General features: G+C 62.8%; 11 protein-coding genes and 2 tRNA genes. 7 read left to right on the top strand and 6 right to left on the bottom strand.

Features of this window, described 5'->3' with window-relative positions:
• Positions 1-7 precede the first annotated feature (7 nt).
• The 3 genes from AC3WS7_RS02155 to AC3WS7_RS02145 all read left to right on the top strand — a co-directional run bounded on the left by AC3WS7_RS02155 (position 8) and on the right by AC3WS7_RS02145 (position 1,008).
• On the top strand, positions 8-802 hold the full coding sequence (locus AC3WS7_RS02155) for a tRNA threonylcarbamoyladenosine dehydratase (RefSeq protein ID WP_492655217.1): 795 nt from the start codon (positions 8-10) through the stop codon (positions 800-802).
• A gap of 47 nt (positions 803-849) precedes the next feature.
• Positions 850-925 (top strand) — tRNA-Lys (locus AC3WS7_RS02150).
• 7 nt (positions 926-932) lie between these two features.
• Positions 933-1,008: transfer RNA gene (locus AC3WS7_RS02145), tRNA-Lys, on the top strand.
• Positions 1,009-1,109: 101 nt separating this feature from the next.
• On the opposite strand, the gene AC3WS7_RS02140 is transcribed toward AC3WS7_RS02145, so the two are convergent.
• The 6 genes from AC3WS7_RS02140 to dapC all read right to left on the bottom strand — a co-directional run bounded on the left by AC3WS7_RS02140 (position 1,110) and on the right by dapC (position 8,761).
• Positions 1,110-3,050 carry an ABC-F family ATP-binding cassette domain-containing protein gene (locus AC3WS7_RS02140; protein ID WP_492655216.1) on the bottom strand — a complete coding sequence of 647 codons (1,941 nt, stop codon included), beginning with the start codon at positions 3,048-3,050 and terminating at the stop codon, positions 1,110-1,112.
• A 359-nt stretch (positions 3,051-3,409) separates the two neighbouring features.
• Positions 3,410-4,300 (bottom strand): 50S ribosomal protein L3 N(5)-glutamine methyltransferase, encoded by an 891-nt coding sequence (prmB, locus tag AC3WS7_RS02135; protein ID WP_492655215.1) that lies wholly within the window; start codon positions 4,298-4,300, stop codon positions 3,410-3,412.
• The gene (gene dapE / locus AC3WS7_RS02130) at positions 4,297-5,487 is read right to left on the bottom strand and encodes a succinyl-diaminopimelate desuccinylase (protein ID WP_492655214.1); all 1,191 of its coding nucleotides are present in this window, start codon (positions 5,485-5,487) and stop codon (positions 4,297-4,299) included. The genes prmB and dapE overlap by 4 nt, the downstream gene beginning before the upstream one ends.
• Positions 5,487-6,653, bottom strand: coding sequence for a PilT/PilU family type 4a pilus ATPase (locus tag AC3WS7_RS02125; RefSeq protein WP_296466334.1), 1,167 nt, complete (start codon positions 6,651-6,653; stop codon positions 5,487-5,489). Before AC3WS7_RS02125 ends, dapE begins: the two co-directional genes overlap by 1 nt.
• A 30-nt stretch (positions 6,654-6,683) precedes the next feature.
• Positions 6,684-7,508 carry a 2,3,4,5-tetrahydropyridine-2,6-dicarboxylate N-succinyltransferase gene (dapD, locus tag AC3WS7_RS02120; RefSeq protein ID WP_296466332.1) on the bottom strand — a complete coding sequence of 275 codons (825 nt, stop codon included), beginning with the start codon at positions 7,506-7,508 and terminating at the stop codon, positions 6,684-6,686.
• Between the two features lie 35 nt (positions 7,509-7,543).
• Positions 7,544-8,761: a succinyldiaminopimelate transaminase gene (gene dapC, locus AC3WS7_RS02115; protein WP_296466330.1), complete on the bottom strand. Its 1,218-nt coding sequence runs from the start codon at positions 8,759-8,761 to the stop codon at positions 7,544-7,546.
• Positions 8,762-8,974: 213 nt separating this feature from the next.
• Here dapC and smc point away from each other — a divergent pair, with 213 nt between their 5' ends.
• The 4 genes from smc to AC3WS7_RS02095 are packed head-to-tail and all read left to right on the top strand — an operon-like array spanning position 8,975 to position 16,725.
• Complete coding sequence (gene smc / locus AC3WS7_RS02110) at positions 8,975-12,490, top strand: chromosome segregation protein SMC (RefSeq protein WP_492655213.1); 3,516 nt, start codon at positions 8,975-8,977, stop codon at positions 12,488-12,490.
• Between the two features lie 42 nt (positions 12,491-12,532).
• Positions 12,533-13,573, top strand: coding sequence for a cell division protein ZipA C-terminal FtsZ-binding domain-containing protein (locus tag AC3WS7_RS02105; RefSeq protein ID WP_296466324.1), 1,041 nt, complete (start codon positions 12,533-12,535; stop codon positions 13,571-13,573).
• A gap of 15 nt (positions 13,574-13,588) precedes the next feature.
• Complete coding sequence (gene ligA / locus AC3WS7_RS02100) at positions 13,589-15,679, top strand: NAD-dependent DNA ligase LigA (protein ID WP_492655212.1); 2,091 nt, start codon at positions 13,589-13,591, stop codon at positions 15,677-15,679.
• Positions 15,676-16,725, top strand: a complete 1,050-nt coding sequence (locus AC3WS7_RS02095) for an amidohydrolase family protein (RefSeq protein WP_492655211.1) — start codon at positions 15,676-15,678, stop codon at positions 16,723-16,725. Before ligA ends, AC3WS7_RS02095 begins: the two co-directional genes overlap by 4 nt.
• Positions 16,726-16,740: the final 15 nt, after the last annotated feature.

Genomic DNA, 16,740 nt, shown 5'->3' with positions numbered 1-16,740 from the left:
AACGCCCATGACCGATAGCCCGGCGCCTGCCGATCTCGTGCGCCGCTTCTCGGGTCTGGACCGCTTGTTGGGACTGGCCCCTGCAGAGCGGGTGCGGCACGCACATGTCATGGTGGTCGGAATCGGCGGAGTCGGTTCCTGGGCCGCCGAGGCATTGGCACGCAGTGGGGTGGGGCGCCTGACCTTGGTGGACATGGACCATGTCTCCGAATCCAATATCAACCGCCAGCTGCACGCCCTGTCCTCCACGCTGGGCATGGCGAAAATCGAAGCCATGCGACAGCGGATTGCCCTGATCAATCCAGCATGCGAGGTCTGTTGCCTGGATACCTTTGCCGATGCCGAGAACTGGGCCTCGCTGGTTGCTGAGGGTGTGGATGCGGTGCTAGACGCTTGCGACCAAGTACGCACCAAGACCGTAATGGCTGCCTGGGCTGTCCAAACGAAGACTCCGTTCATTACGGTAGGTGCTGCCGGTGGTAAACGTATGGCCCATGCCGTAGACATTGCAGACCTCAGTGAGACGACCCACGACCCCTTGCTCGCTCAAGTTCGGTACCGCTTGCGCCGAGAGTATGGTGCCCCCAAAAATGGCAAAAAAATCCAAGTGGCATGTGTATTTAGCAAAGAAGCGGTTGCCGGTCCCGACGCCTCTTGCGCGGTAGAGTCGGACGGTTCGCTCAATTGCCACGGGTATGGCTCCCTGGTGACGGTGACTGCAACCTTTGGCATGTGTGCTGCTGGCTGGATCATTGACAAAATATCGCGACGAGAGCCGAGGAGCGAAAAAAACACGCTATAATTTGAGGCTTCGCGGGATGCATGTAGCGTTAGTTGCAAGTTCTCGTTGGGACCATAGCTCAGTTGGTAGAGCAGCGGACTTTTAATCCGTTTGTCGTGGGTTCGACCCCCGCTGGTCCCACCATTATTTTGGGAATTTAGCTCAGCTGGTAGAGCAGCGGACTCTTAATCCGTAGGTCGAGAGTTCGAATCTCTCAGTTCCCACCACTTTATGTGGAATCGAAAAGCCCACTGTTGCAAAACAGTGGGCTTTTTCTTTGTTTGGTGCCGCTCCGTCCGGTCAGGGACGAAGCGCGTTGAACGAGGCTTTAGCCCTCCATCTGTGCGGTCAATGCTAGCCACTGTTCTTCCAGTGACTGAAGTTCGCTGTTGACGGCTTTCAGACGCTTGCCGGTTTCGGCAATCACGGACGGGTGCGGGTTGGTAGAGAGTTTGGCTTCCAACTCGGCACCTTCGGTGTTGAGCGTGGCCATGTGTTCTTCTACTTGGGCCAGTTCCTTCTTCCATTTGCGCAGGGCTTCGGGTGCTGGGCCGGTTTTGACCACCACCGGCGCTGCCACAACGGGGGCCGTGGCAGCCGATTTGGCTTCTTCCTTGGCCAATTCGCGCTGGCGCTTGGCTTCATCCAGCAGGTAGCGCTGGTAGTCATCCAAATCGCCGTCAAACGGCTCCACGCCGCCGCGCGACACCATCCAGAATTCATCGCACACCGAGCGCAGCAGCGCACGGTCGTGGCTCACCAGCATCACGGTGCCTTCGAATTCGTTGAGCGCCATGGCCAGGGCCTCGCGCGTCGCCAAATCCAGGTGGTTGGTAGGCTCGTCCAGCAGCAGCAGGTTGGGGCGCTGCCAGACGATCATGCACAGCACCAGGCGGGCTTTTTCGCCACCGCTCATGCTGCCCACGGCCTGCTTGACCATGTCGCCGCCGAAGTTGAAGGTGCCCAGGAAGCTGCGCAAGTCCTGCTCGCGCGTCTGCTGACCGGCAATTTTGCCTGCGGCTGTCATTTCCCGCACCAGGCGGATCATGTGTTCCAGCGGCGATTCGTCAGGCCGCAACACGTCCAGTTCCTGTTGCGCGAAGTACCCGATGTTCAGGCCCTTGCCCTCGGTCACCTCACCGCCCAGCGGGGCCAGGTCACGCGCCACGGTTTTCACCAGCGTCGATTTACCCTGGCCGTTGGCACCCAGAATACCGATGCGTTGCCCGGCCAGCACCGATTTGCTGACGTTGTGCACGATGGTGGTGGGCGGTGTGCCCTTGGGCGCGTCTTCGGGCGGTGGGTAGCCAAAGCTCACGCCGCTCATGGACAGCATCGGGTTGGGCAGGTTGGCCGGTTCCTTGAACTCAAAGGTGAAGTCTGCCTCGCTGAGCAGCGGTGCAATCTTCTCCATGCGGTCCAGCGCCTTGACCCGGCTTTGCGCCTGCTTGGCCTTGCTGGCCTTGGCCTTGAAGCGTGCAATGAACTTTTGCAAATGAGCAATCTTGTCTTGTTGTTTGCTAAAAGCAGTTTGCTGCAGCGCCATTTGTTCGGCGCGCAGGTCTTCGAACTTGCTGTAGTTGCCGCCGTAGCGCACCAGCTTGCCAGCATCGATGTGCAGCGTCACATTGGTCACCGCGTCCAGAAACTCGCGGTCGTGGCTGATGACGACCATGGTGCCTTCGTATTTCTTGAGCCAGGCTTCGAGCCAGACCAGGGCATCCAAGTCCAAGTGGTTGGTGGGTTCGTCCAACAGCAGCAGGTCGCTGGGGCACATCAGGGCGCGCGCCAGTTGCAGGCGCATGCGCCAGCCGCCGGAGAAGCTGTTCACGGGCTTGTCCAGCTCCGTGGTCTTGAAACCCAGGCCCAAGATCAGGGCTTGGGCGCGGGCGGCCGCGTCGTACTCGCCCGCATCGTGCAGGCCGGTGTAGGCGTGGGCCATGCGGTCGTAGTCGTCGGTTGCTTCTGCGGCGGCCACTTCGGCACGGGCAGCGCCCAACTGGGTGTCGCCTTCGACCACAAAGTCGGTGGCGCCCATCTCGGTTTCGGGCATGTCCTGCGCCACTTGGCCCATGCGCCACTGGGTGGGGATGTAGTACTCGCCGGCATCTTCATGCAAATTGCCGTTGAGCAAGGCAAAGAGCGAAGATTTGCCGGCGCCGTTGCGGCCCACCAGGCCGACTTTTTCGCCGGGGTTGAGGGTGACGGAAGCACTTTCGAGGAGCACCTTGGCGCTGCGGCGCAGGGTGACGTTTTTTAAGGTAATCATTCTTTGGGACTCAGCTATTTATGGATTCATTCAGGCGTTTCAGGCCTAGGGGTTGGCGAGGGCTGGTAGACGGGATATCCGTTCTACGGCGCATCTCGCGGGCGAACACTTTGGGGCCGCAATGGTTATTTCGTTAACACCGTGTTGGACGGGCTTGCTCTGTGGCAACCGCGAACAGCGCCTGCACCCGGACACCCCATCCACCATCCCCAGCGAGGTGTGTCTCCATCGCCAGAGGAAAACCTGTTCGTAGCGGCGGGGTTGGGGTGCGGGGCGCAGTGAGGTCAAGGAGGAGGCCGAAGGCCGGGGGACACGAACGGAGTCACGTACCCCAACTCCGCTGCGAGCCCAGCAAAGGGCTATAACAGCAAAGCCTCCTTGGTCACCAACAACACCTGGTCTTCCCCTGCGCTGGTTTCCAGCCACACCACTTCCAGTTCAGGAAATGCGGCTTCAAAGAAAGCCCGCTCATTCCCAATCTCCAGCACCAGCACCGCATTCGGCGCCATCACGGCCGGGGCCTGCTTCAGCAGGGTCCGGATGAAATCCATGCCATCCCCACTGCCACCCGCCTGGTTGCCATCCAGCGCAATAAAGGGCTCGGCCAGGTACTCGGCAGGCAACTCAGCCATGCTCTGGGCGTTCACATACGGTGGATTGCAGAGGATCAGGTCAAACGGGCCGGGCAGGGCACTCAGGCCATCCGACTCGACCAGCTGCACACGCGCCTGCAAGCTGTGCTTGTCCACATTGATACGGGCCACGGCCAACGCATCAGCCGAAATGTCGGCACCCGTCACTTCCACATCGGGGTAGACCATGGCCGCCAGAATGCCCAAGCTGCCGTTGCCCGTGCACAGGTCTAGCACCCGGTGCGTGCTTTCCTGCAACCAGTAGTCGATGCCGCCATCCACCAGCAACTCGGCAATCAGCGAGCGCGGCACGATGACCCGCTCGTCCACATAAAAAGGGACACCCTGCAGCCAGGCCTCGTTCGTCAGGTAGGCCGCAGGTTTGCGTGTACTGATGCGTGCTCCTAAAAGCGTAGCTGCTCGCGCATATTCCTCGAGGGTTACGGGTCTATTTGACTCTAAATCATCGCCCCCCAAGGGGGTATCCAGCGGCAGGCCCAGCGCGTGCAACACCAACCAGGCCGCCTCGTCGCGTGCATTGGTTGTGCCGTGGCCGAAGGACACTTTGGCATCGGTGAGCTGCTGGGTGGCTTGGGCCACCAGTTCCGACAAGGTCATGCCTGTGCCTGACGGTTCAGATTGACCAGCACCTGGCGGTAGATGTTCTTGAGCGGCTCGATGTCGGCCACCGCCACAAACTCGTTGATCTTGTGGATGGTGGCGTTGGGCGGGCCCATCTCGATCACCTGCGGGCAGACCTGGGCAATGAAGCGCCCGTCGCTGGTGCCGCCGGTGGTGGAGAGCTGGGTTTCGATGCCGGTCTCGGAGCGGATGGCGTCGCGCACCGCGTCCACCAGCGTGCCCGGTGTGGTGAGAAAGGGCAGGCCACCCACGGTCCAGGCCAGGTCGTACTCCAGCTCGTGCTTTTCCAGCACGCTGGCCAGCCGCTTTTGCAGCGACTCGGGCGTGGACTCGGTGGAGAAGCGGAAATTGAAATCGATCACCACGTGGCCGGGAATCACATTGCTCGCGCCCGTGCCGCCGTGGATATTGCTAATCTGCCAGGTGGTGGGCGGGAAAAAATCGTTGCCCTGGTCCCACGCGATGCCCACCAGCTCGGCCAGCGCGGGCGCGGCCAGGTGGATGGGGTTTTTGGCCAGGTGCGGGTAGGCAATGTGGCCCTGCACGCCCTTGACCGTGAGCTTGCCGCTCATGGTACCGCGCCGGCCGTTCTTGATCATGTCGCCGGTGCGCTCCACCGAGGTCGGCTCGCCCACGATGCAGTAGTCCAGCACTTCGCCCCGGGCCTTCAGTGTGTTGCAGACCACTACGGTGCCGTCATTGGCCGGGCCTTCCTCGTCGCTGGTCAGCAGCAGGGCGATGTTGAGTTGCGGGTCGGGGTTGGCAGCCAGGAATTCTTCGATAGCCACCACAAATGCGGCCAGCGAGGTCTTCATGTCGCTGGCGCCGCGGGCAAACAGCTTGCCATCGCGGTGTGTGGGGACAAAGGGCGCACTGTCCCACTGCTCCAGCGGGCCGGTGGGCACCACGTCGGTATGGCCAGCAAACACCAACGTCTTGGATGCTATGTTTTTAATAGCTTCTTGCGCAGTATCCACGGGGGTTGCAGCCCGTTTTGCCCATAAGTTGGTGACGCGAAAATCTGCCGGACCACTTTCGATGGTCTCACAAACAAAGCCCAACGGAGCCAGGCGCTGGGCAATCAAGGCTTGGCAACCGCCGTCGTTCGGCGTGACTGACGCCATGGAGAGCAGCTGCTCGGTGAGCTGCAACGTTGTTGTCATCAGTGCTTTACATCCAGGGTAATTTCGGTGAACGAGGCTTCTTCTTCCTCTTCCGCCGCCGCGACCGGCTTGGCGGCTTTGGTGAAATCGTTTTGCAGGCGCCACAACAGGTTGGTGGGCGAGTCGGCGTGGGCCAGGCCTTCCTTGCGGTCGACCACGCCTTCCACAATCAGGCGGGCAATGTCGTGCTCAAAAGTCTGAGAGCCCTCGGCCATGGACTTTTCCATCGCTTCGCGCACGCCGGAGAAGTCGCCTTTTTCAATCAGTTCAGCGATCAGCTTGGTGTTGAGCAGCACCTCCGCGGCAGGAGTGCGCGTGCCGGCGGTGGTACGCAGCAGACGCTGCGACACGATGGCACGCAGCGCGGCCGCCAAGTCGCCCAGCATGGTGGAGCGCACCTCCACCGGGTAGAAGCTCAAAATTCGGTTCAGCGCCTGGTAGCTGTTGTTGGCGTGCATGGTGGCCAGGCACAGGTGGCCCGACTGCGCATACGCCACCGCCGCTGACATGGTCTCGCGGTCGCGGATTTCGCCAATCAGGATCACGTCGGGCGCCTGGCGCAATGCGTTTTTCAGGGCGACCTGTAGCGACTGCGTGTCAGTGCCAATCTCGCGCTGGTTCACCACCGACTTCTTGTTTTTGAACAAAAACTCCACCGGGTCTTCGATGGTCAGGATGTGGCCCGACACGTTTTCATTGCGGTAGTCCATCATGGACGCCAGTGTGGTGCTCTTGCCCGCGCCGGTGGCACCCACCATGAGCAGCAGGCCGCGCTTTTCCATGATCAGGTCGCCAAGAATCGGTGGCAACTGCAGGTTGGCCAAACTCGGAATGTCTACGGCGATGTAGCGAATGACCGCCGCGATGGACCCCCGTTGGCGCATGGCGCTGACGCGAAACCGCCCCACGCCAGCCATTGGAAAGCCCACATTGAGCTCGCCCTCTGCCTCCAACTCGGCAATTTGTTCAGCCGACAGCACCTCGGCCAGCAGGTTCCTGGGCGCGTCGGCCGGCAGCACCTGGCTGTTGATCGGTACACACTGGCCATTGATCTTGATCAGCGCAGGGGCGTGCGCGGACAAGTACACATCCGACGCCTTCTTGTCGCTCATCAGGCGAAGAATGCGTTCCATCGTTCCCGAAGCTTGGGGCGTGGTGGTGGCCATGGCGTACCTCTCTTGGAACAGGTCGGGGGCTTAGTCGCGCAGCAGGTCGTTCAGGCTGGTGGTCGAGCGGGTCTTGGCGTCCACCTTCTTGACGATGATGGCCGCATACATGCTGTACTTGCCATCCCCCTTGGGCAGGCTGCCGCTCACCACCACCGAGCCGGCAGGCACGCGGCCGTAGCTCACGGTGTCGGTGGCGCGGTCGTAAATGGGGGTGCTTTGGCCGATGTACACGCCCATGGAGATGACCGAGTTTTCTTCCACAATCACGCCTTCGACCACCTCGGAGCGCGCGCCCACGAAGCAGTTGTCTTCAATGATGGTGGGGCCGGCCTGCATGGGCTCCAGCACGCCGCCAATGCCCACGCCGCCGGACAGGTGCACATGCTTGCCGATCTGTGCGCAGGAACCCACGGTGGCCCAGGTATCCACCATGGTGCCTTCGTCCACATAGGAGCCGATGTTGCAGTACGAAGGCATCAGGATCACGCCTTTGCCCTGGAAGCTGCCACGGCGCGCCACGGCGGGGGGCACCACGCGCACACCAGTGGCCTTGAGGGCTTCGGCGCTCATGCCGGCAAACTTGGTGGGCACCTTGTCGTAAAAGCCCAGGTCGCCGGACTGGATGATTTCGTTGTCTTTCAGGCGGAAGCTCAGCAGCACAGCCTTCTTGATCCACTGGTGCGTGGTCCACTGGCCCACACCTTCACGCGTGGCCACGCGCAGATGGCCGGCATCCAACTCGTTCAGCACATGCTCCACCGCGTCGCGCACTTCGGCGGAGGCAGAGGCGACGGAGATGTTGGCGCGGTCTTCCCACGCGGCTTCGATAACGGTTTGCAGTTGTTGGCTCATAGGGCTCTTGAGAAAGGAAAAAGTGGTTGAAAGACTCAGGAAACTCGGGATTTCACAAATTGGACGATGCGCTGCGCGGCTTCCACGCACTCTGCCGCCTCGGCCACCAGCGCCATGCGGATGCGCTGCGCGCCAGGGTTGCTGCCATGGGCCTCGCGGGCCAGGTAGCTTCCGGGCAAGACCGTCACATTGTATTGAGCGAGCAGGTCGCGCGCGAAATCGGTGTCGCTGCCCTCGACCTTGGCCCACAGATAAAAGCCCGCATCGGGCAGGGCCACGTCCATCACCTCGGCCAGCATCGGCGTGACCTGGGCGAACTTGTCGCGGTACTGAGCGCGGTTGTCCACCACATGGGCCTCGTCGTCCCAGGCGGCGACGCTGGCGGTTTGCACCACCATGCTCATGGCGCTGCCATGGTAGGTGCGGTAGAGCAAAAACTGCTTGATGAGTTTGGCATCACCCGCGCAAAAACCGCTGCGCATGCCCGGCACATTGCTGCGTTTGGACAGGCTGGTGAAGGACACCAGGTTTTTGAAGTCCGTGCGGCCCAGCTTGGCGGCGGCCTCCAGGCCGCCCAGCGGCGGCTCGTCGCGGAAGTAAATCTCGCTGTAGCACTCGTCGGACGCAATCACAAAGCCATACTGGTCGCTCAGCGCAAACAGCTTGGCCCATTCGGACAGCGGCATCACGGCACCCGCCGGGTTGCCGGGGGAACACACGTACAACAGCTGCGTGCGCGCCCACACCTCGGCTGGCACGCTGTCCCAGTCCTGCGCAAAATTGCGCTCAGGCACTGATGGCACAAAGTAGGGCTGTGCACCGCAGAGCAGAGCAGCGCCTTCGTAGATTTGGTAGAACGGGTTGGGGCACACCACCTGCACCGGGCCACGCGCATCGGCTTTCTCGGGGTTCACCACCGTCTGGGCAAAGGCAAACAGCGCCTCGCGCGAGCCGTTGATGGGCAGCACCTGCGTGGCTGCGTCCAGCTGTAAGCCATAGCGGCGCTCCAGCCAGCGCACCATCGAATTCCGCAGCTTGGCATCGCCCGCCGTGGCCGGGTAGACCGACAGGCCGCCATCACTGCTGCGGATGGCATTGCAGTAGGCGTCCTTGATCAGGTCGGGCGTGGGGTGGCGGGGCTCGCCAATGCCCAGGCTGATGGGGCGGTAGGCGGGGTTGGGGGTGACAGTGGAGAACAGCTGGCGCAGGCGTTCAAAGGGGTAGGCCTGCAGGCGCGACAAATTCGGGTTCATGGGGCGGCATTATCCCCCGAGTCCCTCGCGACTTTGGGCCGCAGGCGCTGCCTGGCACAGGGATGTGCACCGCATTTTCATGCTGTAACGTTTGCCCAGCGTTGCAGGGCGGGGCGTGCACCTGCTACACAGTATCATCGGGGGCCATTCGTCAGTCATCGCTGACTGATTAATCCAATGAAATCAACTGCTTAGAGCAGACACCATCGATCCGTGCGCCTCAATTCCATCAAGTTATCCGGCTTCAAGTCCTTTGCGGAGCCCACCAACTTCCTGTTGCCAGGGCAACTGGTGGGGGTGGTGGGGCCCAACGGTTGTGGCAAATCCAACATCATGGATGCCGTGCGCTGGGTACTGGGCGAGAGCAAGGCCAGCGAGTTGCGTGGCGAATCCATGCAGGACGTGATCTTCAACGGCACCACCACGCGCAAGCCGGCCAGCCGTTCCAGCGTGGAACTGGTATTTGACAACGCCGACCACCGGGCCGGCGGCCAGTGGGGCCAGTTTGGCGAGATTGCCGTCAAGCGCGTGCTCACGCGGGACGGCACCAGTAGCTACTTCATCAACAACCAGCCCGTGCGCCGCCGCGACGTGCAGGACGTGTTTTTGGGGACCGGCCTGGGCCCACGTGCTTACGCCATCATTGGCCAAGGCACCATCAGTCGCATCATCGAATCCAAACCTGAAGAACTGCGCCTGTTCCTCGAAGAAGCGGCGGGCGTGTCCAAATACAAGGAGCGCCGCCGCGAGACGGAAAACCGCCTCTCCGACACCCGCGAGAACCTGACCCGGGTGGAAGACATCTTGCGCGAGCTGACCAGCAATTTGGAGCGCTTGGAAAAGCAGGCCGAAGTCGCCCAGAAGTACAACGCCTTGCAGGCTGACGTGACACAGAAGCAGCACCAGCAGTGGTTCTTGAAGCGTGCCGAAGCGCTGGCCGACCAGGCCAAGGTGCAGTCCGAAGGCTTGGCGGCGGTCAACGCGCTCGAATCGCGCATGGCCGACCTGCGCCACATCGAGGCTGATCTGGAAACCGTGCGCCAGGCCCACTACGCGGCGGGCGACCAGGTGAACCAGGCCCAGGGCCTGCTGTACGAGGCCAGCACCGACGTGGGCCGGCTGGAGGCTGAAATCCGCTTTGTGGTGGAGGGCCGCCAGCGCGTGGAGCAGCGTATGGTGACGCTGAAAGACCAGATTGCCGAATGGGCCGTACGCCGTGACGATGCCCAGGCCGAAATCGAACGCCTGGCCGAACTGGCCGCCTTGGGCGAAGAACAAACCGAGCTGCTGGCCGCCCAGGTGGAAGAGCAAGCCATGCAGTTGCCCGACATGGAAGAGGCCGTGGCCAGGGCACAGAGCCAGGCCAACGACCAGCGCGGCGGCGTGATGCAGGTGCAGCAGCAGATCCAGGTGCTGGCCGCCGAACAGCGCAACATTGAAGAACAAAGCCGCCAGCTCAGTACCCGACGCGACCGCCTGATGGCCGACCGCAATGCGCTGTCGGCCCCGGACGAAGCGCGCTTGGTGAACCTGCAGGAACAGCTGGAAGCTGCGCAGGAGGCGAACCAGATTGCCGATGCGCGCCTGCAAGACCTGCAGGAATCCGTGCCACAACTTGACGAAGCACGCCGCAGCCAGCAGCAGGCTGTGAACGACGAATCCGCCAAGCAGGCCGACTTCTCGGCCCGCCTGGAAGCCCTGAAAGCCTTGCAGGAGAAGGTCAAGACCGACGGCAAGCTGCAACCCTGGCTGGCCAAACACGGCTTGGGCCATTTGCAGGGCCTGTGGACTCGCATCCATATCGAACAAGGTTGGGAAAACGCCCTCGAAGGTGCGTTGCGCGAGCGATTGGGTGCGCTGGAAGTATCGCGACTGGAAATGCTGCGCGCCTTCGCGGTGGACGCGCCTCCCGCCAAGCTGGCCTTCTACAGCCCGCCCTTGGCAACCGTACCGGAGCGCGCCAGCAGCTTGCCGCGCCTGTCGGACCTGCTGCGCGTGAACGAGGCCGGCCAAAAGGCCGTGCTGACCGACTGGCTGCAGGGCTGCTACACCGCCAGCAGTTTTGAAGATGCCCTGGCCCAGCGCGACAAGCTGCAGGGCGGCGAGAGCATTTATGTGAAGTCCGGCCATGTGGTGACGGCGCACAGCGTGAGCTTTTACGCACAGGATTCCGAACAAGCCGGTCTGTTGGCCCGCGCACAGGAGATTGAAAATCTTGAAAAGCAGCTGCGTGCCCAGCAGTTGATCGCGGACGAATCCCGTGTGGCCCTGAGCCGCGCCGAGAGCGCCTACGCTGAGAGCGCCCAGCGCCTGGTCGGTGTACGCCGCGAAGCCGCAGAGACGCAAAGTCGCGCGCACGAGTTGCAGGTGGAGACCCTGCGCTTGACCCAAATCCTGGAGCAGACCCGGGCCCGCAGCGCACAGATCGAAGCCGATATGTCCGAGGTGGAAGCCCAACTGGACGACCTGCAGGAGCGCCGCGTGGAAGCCGAAGGCCGCTTTGAGTCCCTGGACATGCAATTGGCCGACAGCCAGGAGCGCCACGCCCAACTGGAAGAACGTGTGATCGAAGGCCAGCGCAAACTGGCCCAGTGCCGGGAGCAGCAACGCAGCCTGGAGCGCCAGGCGCAAGAGGCGGTGTTCGCCCAGCGCAGCCTGCAGGCGCGTAATGCCGAACTCTCCCGGGCCATTGAAACCGCGGCGCAGCAAACCCAAAGCGTGCTGGCCGAGCAGCAGCGCGCCCAGGACGAGCTGACCCGCCTGACCGATGCTGCTGCCCAGGCTGGTTTGCAAAACGCGCTGGCCCTGAAGCTGGAGCGTGAACAGGCCCTGGGTGCCAAGCGCAGCGAATACGATGACCTGACCGCCAAGCTGCGTGCCAGCGACGAGCGCCGCATGCAGCTGGAGCGTGAGCTGGAACCCTTGCGCCAGCGCATCACCGAGTTCCAGCTGAAAGAACAGGCCGCCCGCCTGGGCTTTGAGCAGTTTGAAGCCCAGTTGGTGGATGCCCAGGCAGACCTGGCAGCCATCGAACAAAGCATCAAGGACGGCAATGTTCGCCTGTTTGGCATGCAGGGCGATATCGACCGCCTGCACCGCGAAATTGCGGCCTTGGGCGCCGTCAACCTGGCTGCGCTGGACGAACTGGCCGCCGCGCGCGAGCGCAAGCAGTTCCTGGACATGCAGAACGTGGACCTGACCCAGGCCATGAACACGCTGGAAGACGCGATCCGCAAGATCGACGCGGAAACGCGTGAGCTGCTGTCGGGCACCTTCGATCAGGTGAATATGCACTTCGGCCGCATGTTCCCCGAGCTGTTTGGCGGTGGCAATGCGCGCCTGGTCATCACCGGCGATGAAATTCTGGACTCCGGCGTGCAGGTGATTGCCCAGCCGCCCGGCAAAAAGAACCAGACCATCCACCTGCTGTCGGGTGGCGAAAAGGCGCTGACCGCGATTGCGCTGGTGTTCGCCATCTTCCAGTTGAACCCCGCACCGTTCTGCTTGCTGGACGAGGTGGACGCGCCGCTGGACGATGCCAACACGGAGCGTTATGCCAAGCTGGTCTCCAGCATGAGCAAGGGCACGCAGTTCCTGTTCATCAGCCACAACAAGATTGCCATGGAAATGGCCGAACAACTGATTGGTGTGACCATGCAGGAGCAGGGCGTGTCCCGTATCGTGGCCGTGGACATGGAGTCCGCCGTCACCCTGGCTGAACTGGCCTGACCTGCGGAGCGCATCTCCCGCAAACCACACAAGATTCCAACGATGAGCAACTTACAACTCGGACTGGCCATCGCAGGCGGCATCGTGCTCGCCGGCGTGGTGGCCCACAGTGCCTGGACCTCACGCCGCAACGCCCCGCGCCAGGCCCTGCCCGAACCCAGCACAGACACGGCGGCCCCGGCAGACCAGGAGCCCACGCTGTCCGACAGCGGCTTGGATACGCCAGAGTTTTCGCTCCCACAGCCCCCCCGTCGCCCGGTGATGGACTCGCTGATTGACGTGATCGCCACCGTAGCGCTGGACCCCAGCGTGTCTGCGGTGTCAGGCGAGGCGGCGCTGGCGGCCTTGCCCAGCACACGCCGTGCGGGCACCAAGCCGTTCTCGGTCGAGGGCTACAACCTGCACACCTTGGTGTGGGAAGCGCCCATGCCCGGCCAGCGTTACGGTGGATTCCAGGCCGGTGTGCAACTGGCCAACCGCTCGGGGGCGCTCAATGAGATCGAGTACTCCGAGTTCGTGGTCAAAACCCAGGCCTTTGCCGACGCCATCAACGCCACCCCCGAGTTTCCCGAGATGCTGGACGAAGTGGCCCGCGCACGTGAGTTGGACCAATTTGCCAGTGCGCATGACGCGCAGCTGGGTTTCACTATCCGCGCCCGCAATGCCTCATGGAGCCCTGGTTACATCCACCAGAATGCTGCACGCTTGGGGTTTGTGCCGGGCGTGATTCCGGGCCGTATGGTGTTGCCCGCATCACAGGAAGGCCTGCCGCCGGTGTTGGTGCTGGGCTTTGACTCGCAGGCTGCACTGGCCGACGACCCGGCCCAGTCGGCGATCCGCGACATCAGCCTGCACCTGGACGTGGCGCAGGTAGACCGCGCCGAACATGCCTTCGAGCGCATGCGCGAATCGGCCGCCGCACTGGCCCAGGCCATGGAGGGCGTGGTGACGGACGACAATGGCCAGCCACTGCCCGCACAGACCATGGATGTGATTGGCACCGAGCTGCAAACCCTGTACGACACGCTGGAACAGCGTGACCTGGCTGCCGGCTCCCCGCTGGCACGGCGCCTCTTCAGTTAACTCCTTCCGCTTTCCATGGCCACGCTGGACTTGTTTTCCCCCGAGCCGGCCACGCCGGACCACGATCGCTTGCTGGCGCTGCATGCCCAGCTGCACCACCATGCCCACCAGTACTACGTGCTGGATGCGCCCACCATTCCCGATGCGGAATACGACCGCCTGTTTCGCGAGCTGCAGGCCTTGGAAATGGCGCACCCCGAGTGGGTGACACCCGATTCACCCACCCAGCGCGTGGGCGGCAAACCGCTGGATGCGTTTGCCACGGTGCGCCATGTGGTGCCCATGCTCAGCATCCGCACCGAGACCGACACTGAATCTACCGGGGCCGAAGCCTTTGACGCCCGGGTGCGCAAAGAGCTGGAGCTGACGCCGAGCGACGCACCGGTGGAGTACGTGGCCGAACTCAAGTTCGATGGCCTGGCCATGAGCTTGCGCTACGAGCAGGGCGTGCTGGTGCAGGCCGCTACACGCGGTGATGGTGAATATGGCGAGGACGTCACGCAAAACATCCGCACCATTGGCCAAATCCCTTTGCGCCTGCCGGAAGGTGTGCCTGCTGTTTTGGAAGTGCGTGGCGAGGTTTATATGCGCCGCGACGACTTCGAGGCCATGAACGAGAAGCAGCGCGAGAAGGGCGAAAAAACCTTTGTCAATCCGCGCAACGCGGCCGCCGGGGCCGTGCGCCAGCTGGACCCCGGCATTGCCGCCCAGCGGCCACTGAGTTTTTTTGCCTACGGCCTGGGGGAGGTCACGCCGGCAGAGCAGGGCGGCCCGGCATTCGCCACGCACTATGCCATGCTGCAAACCCTCAAATCATGGGGTTTTCCGGTCGCAGCCCAGGTGAATATTGCGCGAGGCGCTCCTGAATTGATAGCGCACCACCAGCACATCGGTGCCTCGCGCGACCAGCTGCCCTACGACATTGACGGCGTGGTCTACAAGGTCAACAGCCTGCCACTGCAGCGGCAGCTCGGTTTTGTCACGCGCGAGCCGCGCTGGGCCGTGGCGCACAAATACCCGGCGCAGGAGCAAATCACCAAGGTCTTGGGCATTGACGTGCAGGTGGGCCGCACCGGCAAGCTCACCCCCGTAGCGCGCCTCGACCCGGTGTTTGTGGGGGGCACCACGGTGTCCAACGCCACGTTGCACAACCTGTTTGAACTGCGGCGCAAGAGGGTGCGTGTGGGTGACCAAGCCATCGTTCGCCGCGCAGGGGATGTGATTCCCGAAGTGGTCGGGATTGTCAGCACCAGCCCGCGGACCACTTATGTGCCCAACTTCCGCATGCCTCGCAGCTGCCCCATCTGCGGTAGTGCCGTGGTGCGTGAAAAGACCGAGATGAACCACCGCTGCAGCGGTGGCCTGTTCTGCCCGGCCCAGCGCAAGCAGGCCATCCTGCATTACGCGCAACGCCGCGCCGTGGAGGTGGAAGGCTTGGGCGAAAAGCTGGTGGAGCAGTTGGTGGACATGCAGGTGATCCGCACCCTGCCGGACCTGTACAAGCTGGGGCTGAGCGCACTCGCTGCGCTGGACCGCATGGCTGAGAAATCAGCCCAGAACATCGTCGATGCGCTGGAAAAATCCAAGCAGACCACGCTGCCCCGTTTCCTGTTTGGGCTGGGGATTCGCCATGTGGGCGAGGCCACGGCGAAAGAACTGGCACGCCACTTCGGCACGCTGGACGCGATCATGGATGCCTCCGAGGAGGCCCTGACGGGGGTGAGCGACGTAGGCCCCATCGTCGCCAAAAGCCTGCACACCTTTTTCGCCCAGCCACACAACCGCGAAGTGGTGGAGCAACTGCGCGCCTGCGGTGTGCGCTGGGAGGAGGGTGACGCCGCGGCGCAGACTCCCAAGCTGCTGGTCGGCAAGACATTTGTGTTGACGGGGACCTTCCCCACCTTGAGCCGTGACCAAGCCAAGGATCTGCTGGAAGCGGCCGGCGCCAAGGTGGCCGGCTCGGTCAGCAAGAAGACCAGCTATGTGGTGGCGGGGACCGAAGCTGGCAGCAAGCTGGACAAAGCCCAGGAGCTGGGTGTACCCGTGCTGGATGAGGCGGCCATGTTGGCGCTGTTGGCCCCAGGTGCGGAGGCACCAGAGCCATGATCCGTCGTCGCTACTTGTTGGGTACGGCGGGCGTCGCGCTCGCAAGCCTGACGCTTGCCTGGCCTGGCGTGTCGCAGGCACAAGGTGCGGGGCGTGAGGCGTCCATCCTGGGCTGGCGCGGGCGTATCCAGCGCATGCTGGACCGGCAACGCCTGCCCCTGATCGATATTGAAGCCACCTATGTCGCGGGCCGTACCAATATTGCCTACCTCATCGAGCGCATGGACGCGCTGGACGTGGCGCAGATTGCGTTTGCACCGGCCAACGCAGCCAACAGCCAACCTGCGCTAGACCTGCACCGGGACTATCCCGAGTACTTCATCCCGACCAGCAACAGCGGCGAATTTCCGCGATGGTGGAACGATCCCGTGGCATTTGTGTCCGGGGTTCGCAAGGAACTGCAAAATGGCCGCTACTACCTGATGGGTGAGCACGAGTTTCGCCATTACCCCTCGCCCGAACAGGTGGCGGCTGGCCAGACATCTCGCGACATCACCATTGCGCTGGACGGCCCTGCGGGCCATGCCCTGTTCCAGCTCAGCGAAGAAACCGGCGTGGCATTTCAGCTGCACTACGAAATCGAGGATCGACTGCTGCCGGTGCTGGAGGCCATGCTTGCACGTTATCCCAAGGCGCGCGTCATCTGGTGCCACGCGGGCATGGTGCGTTATGAACAGCGCGCCACCGGCTACTCTCCCGACTATGTGCGCGGCCTGATCGAACGCTACCCGGGCCTGCATTGGGATCTCGCCGTGCCGGCGCCCGAGCATATCTACCAGCCGTCGGGAGCGCGGGATTCAACCTTGTTTCGCGAGGGCCGACTCGACCCGCGCTGGCAGTCAGTGCTGGAGCAGCATGCCGACCGTTTTCTCGCCGCCAGTGATTACCGGCCACCCGTAGAGCAGGAATACACCCGCAATATCCAGCGCCTGCGCAGCCTGATTCTGGATGCGCTGAGTGAGCGCAGCCGCCACCAGATTGCCTATGGCAATGCCTGGCGCTTGCTGACCGGTGCGCCTTGGCGTGCCGCACCGGCCACGTCCTGACGACTGTCACAGCCA

It is taken from the genome of Rhodoferax sp. EU05-FHT12H12, from assembly GCF_058791215.1.
Note: the sequence above shows the minus strand (reverse complement) of the source record. Positions and strands in the feature narration are given on the sequence as shown.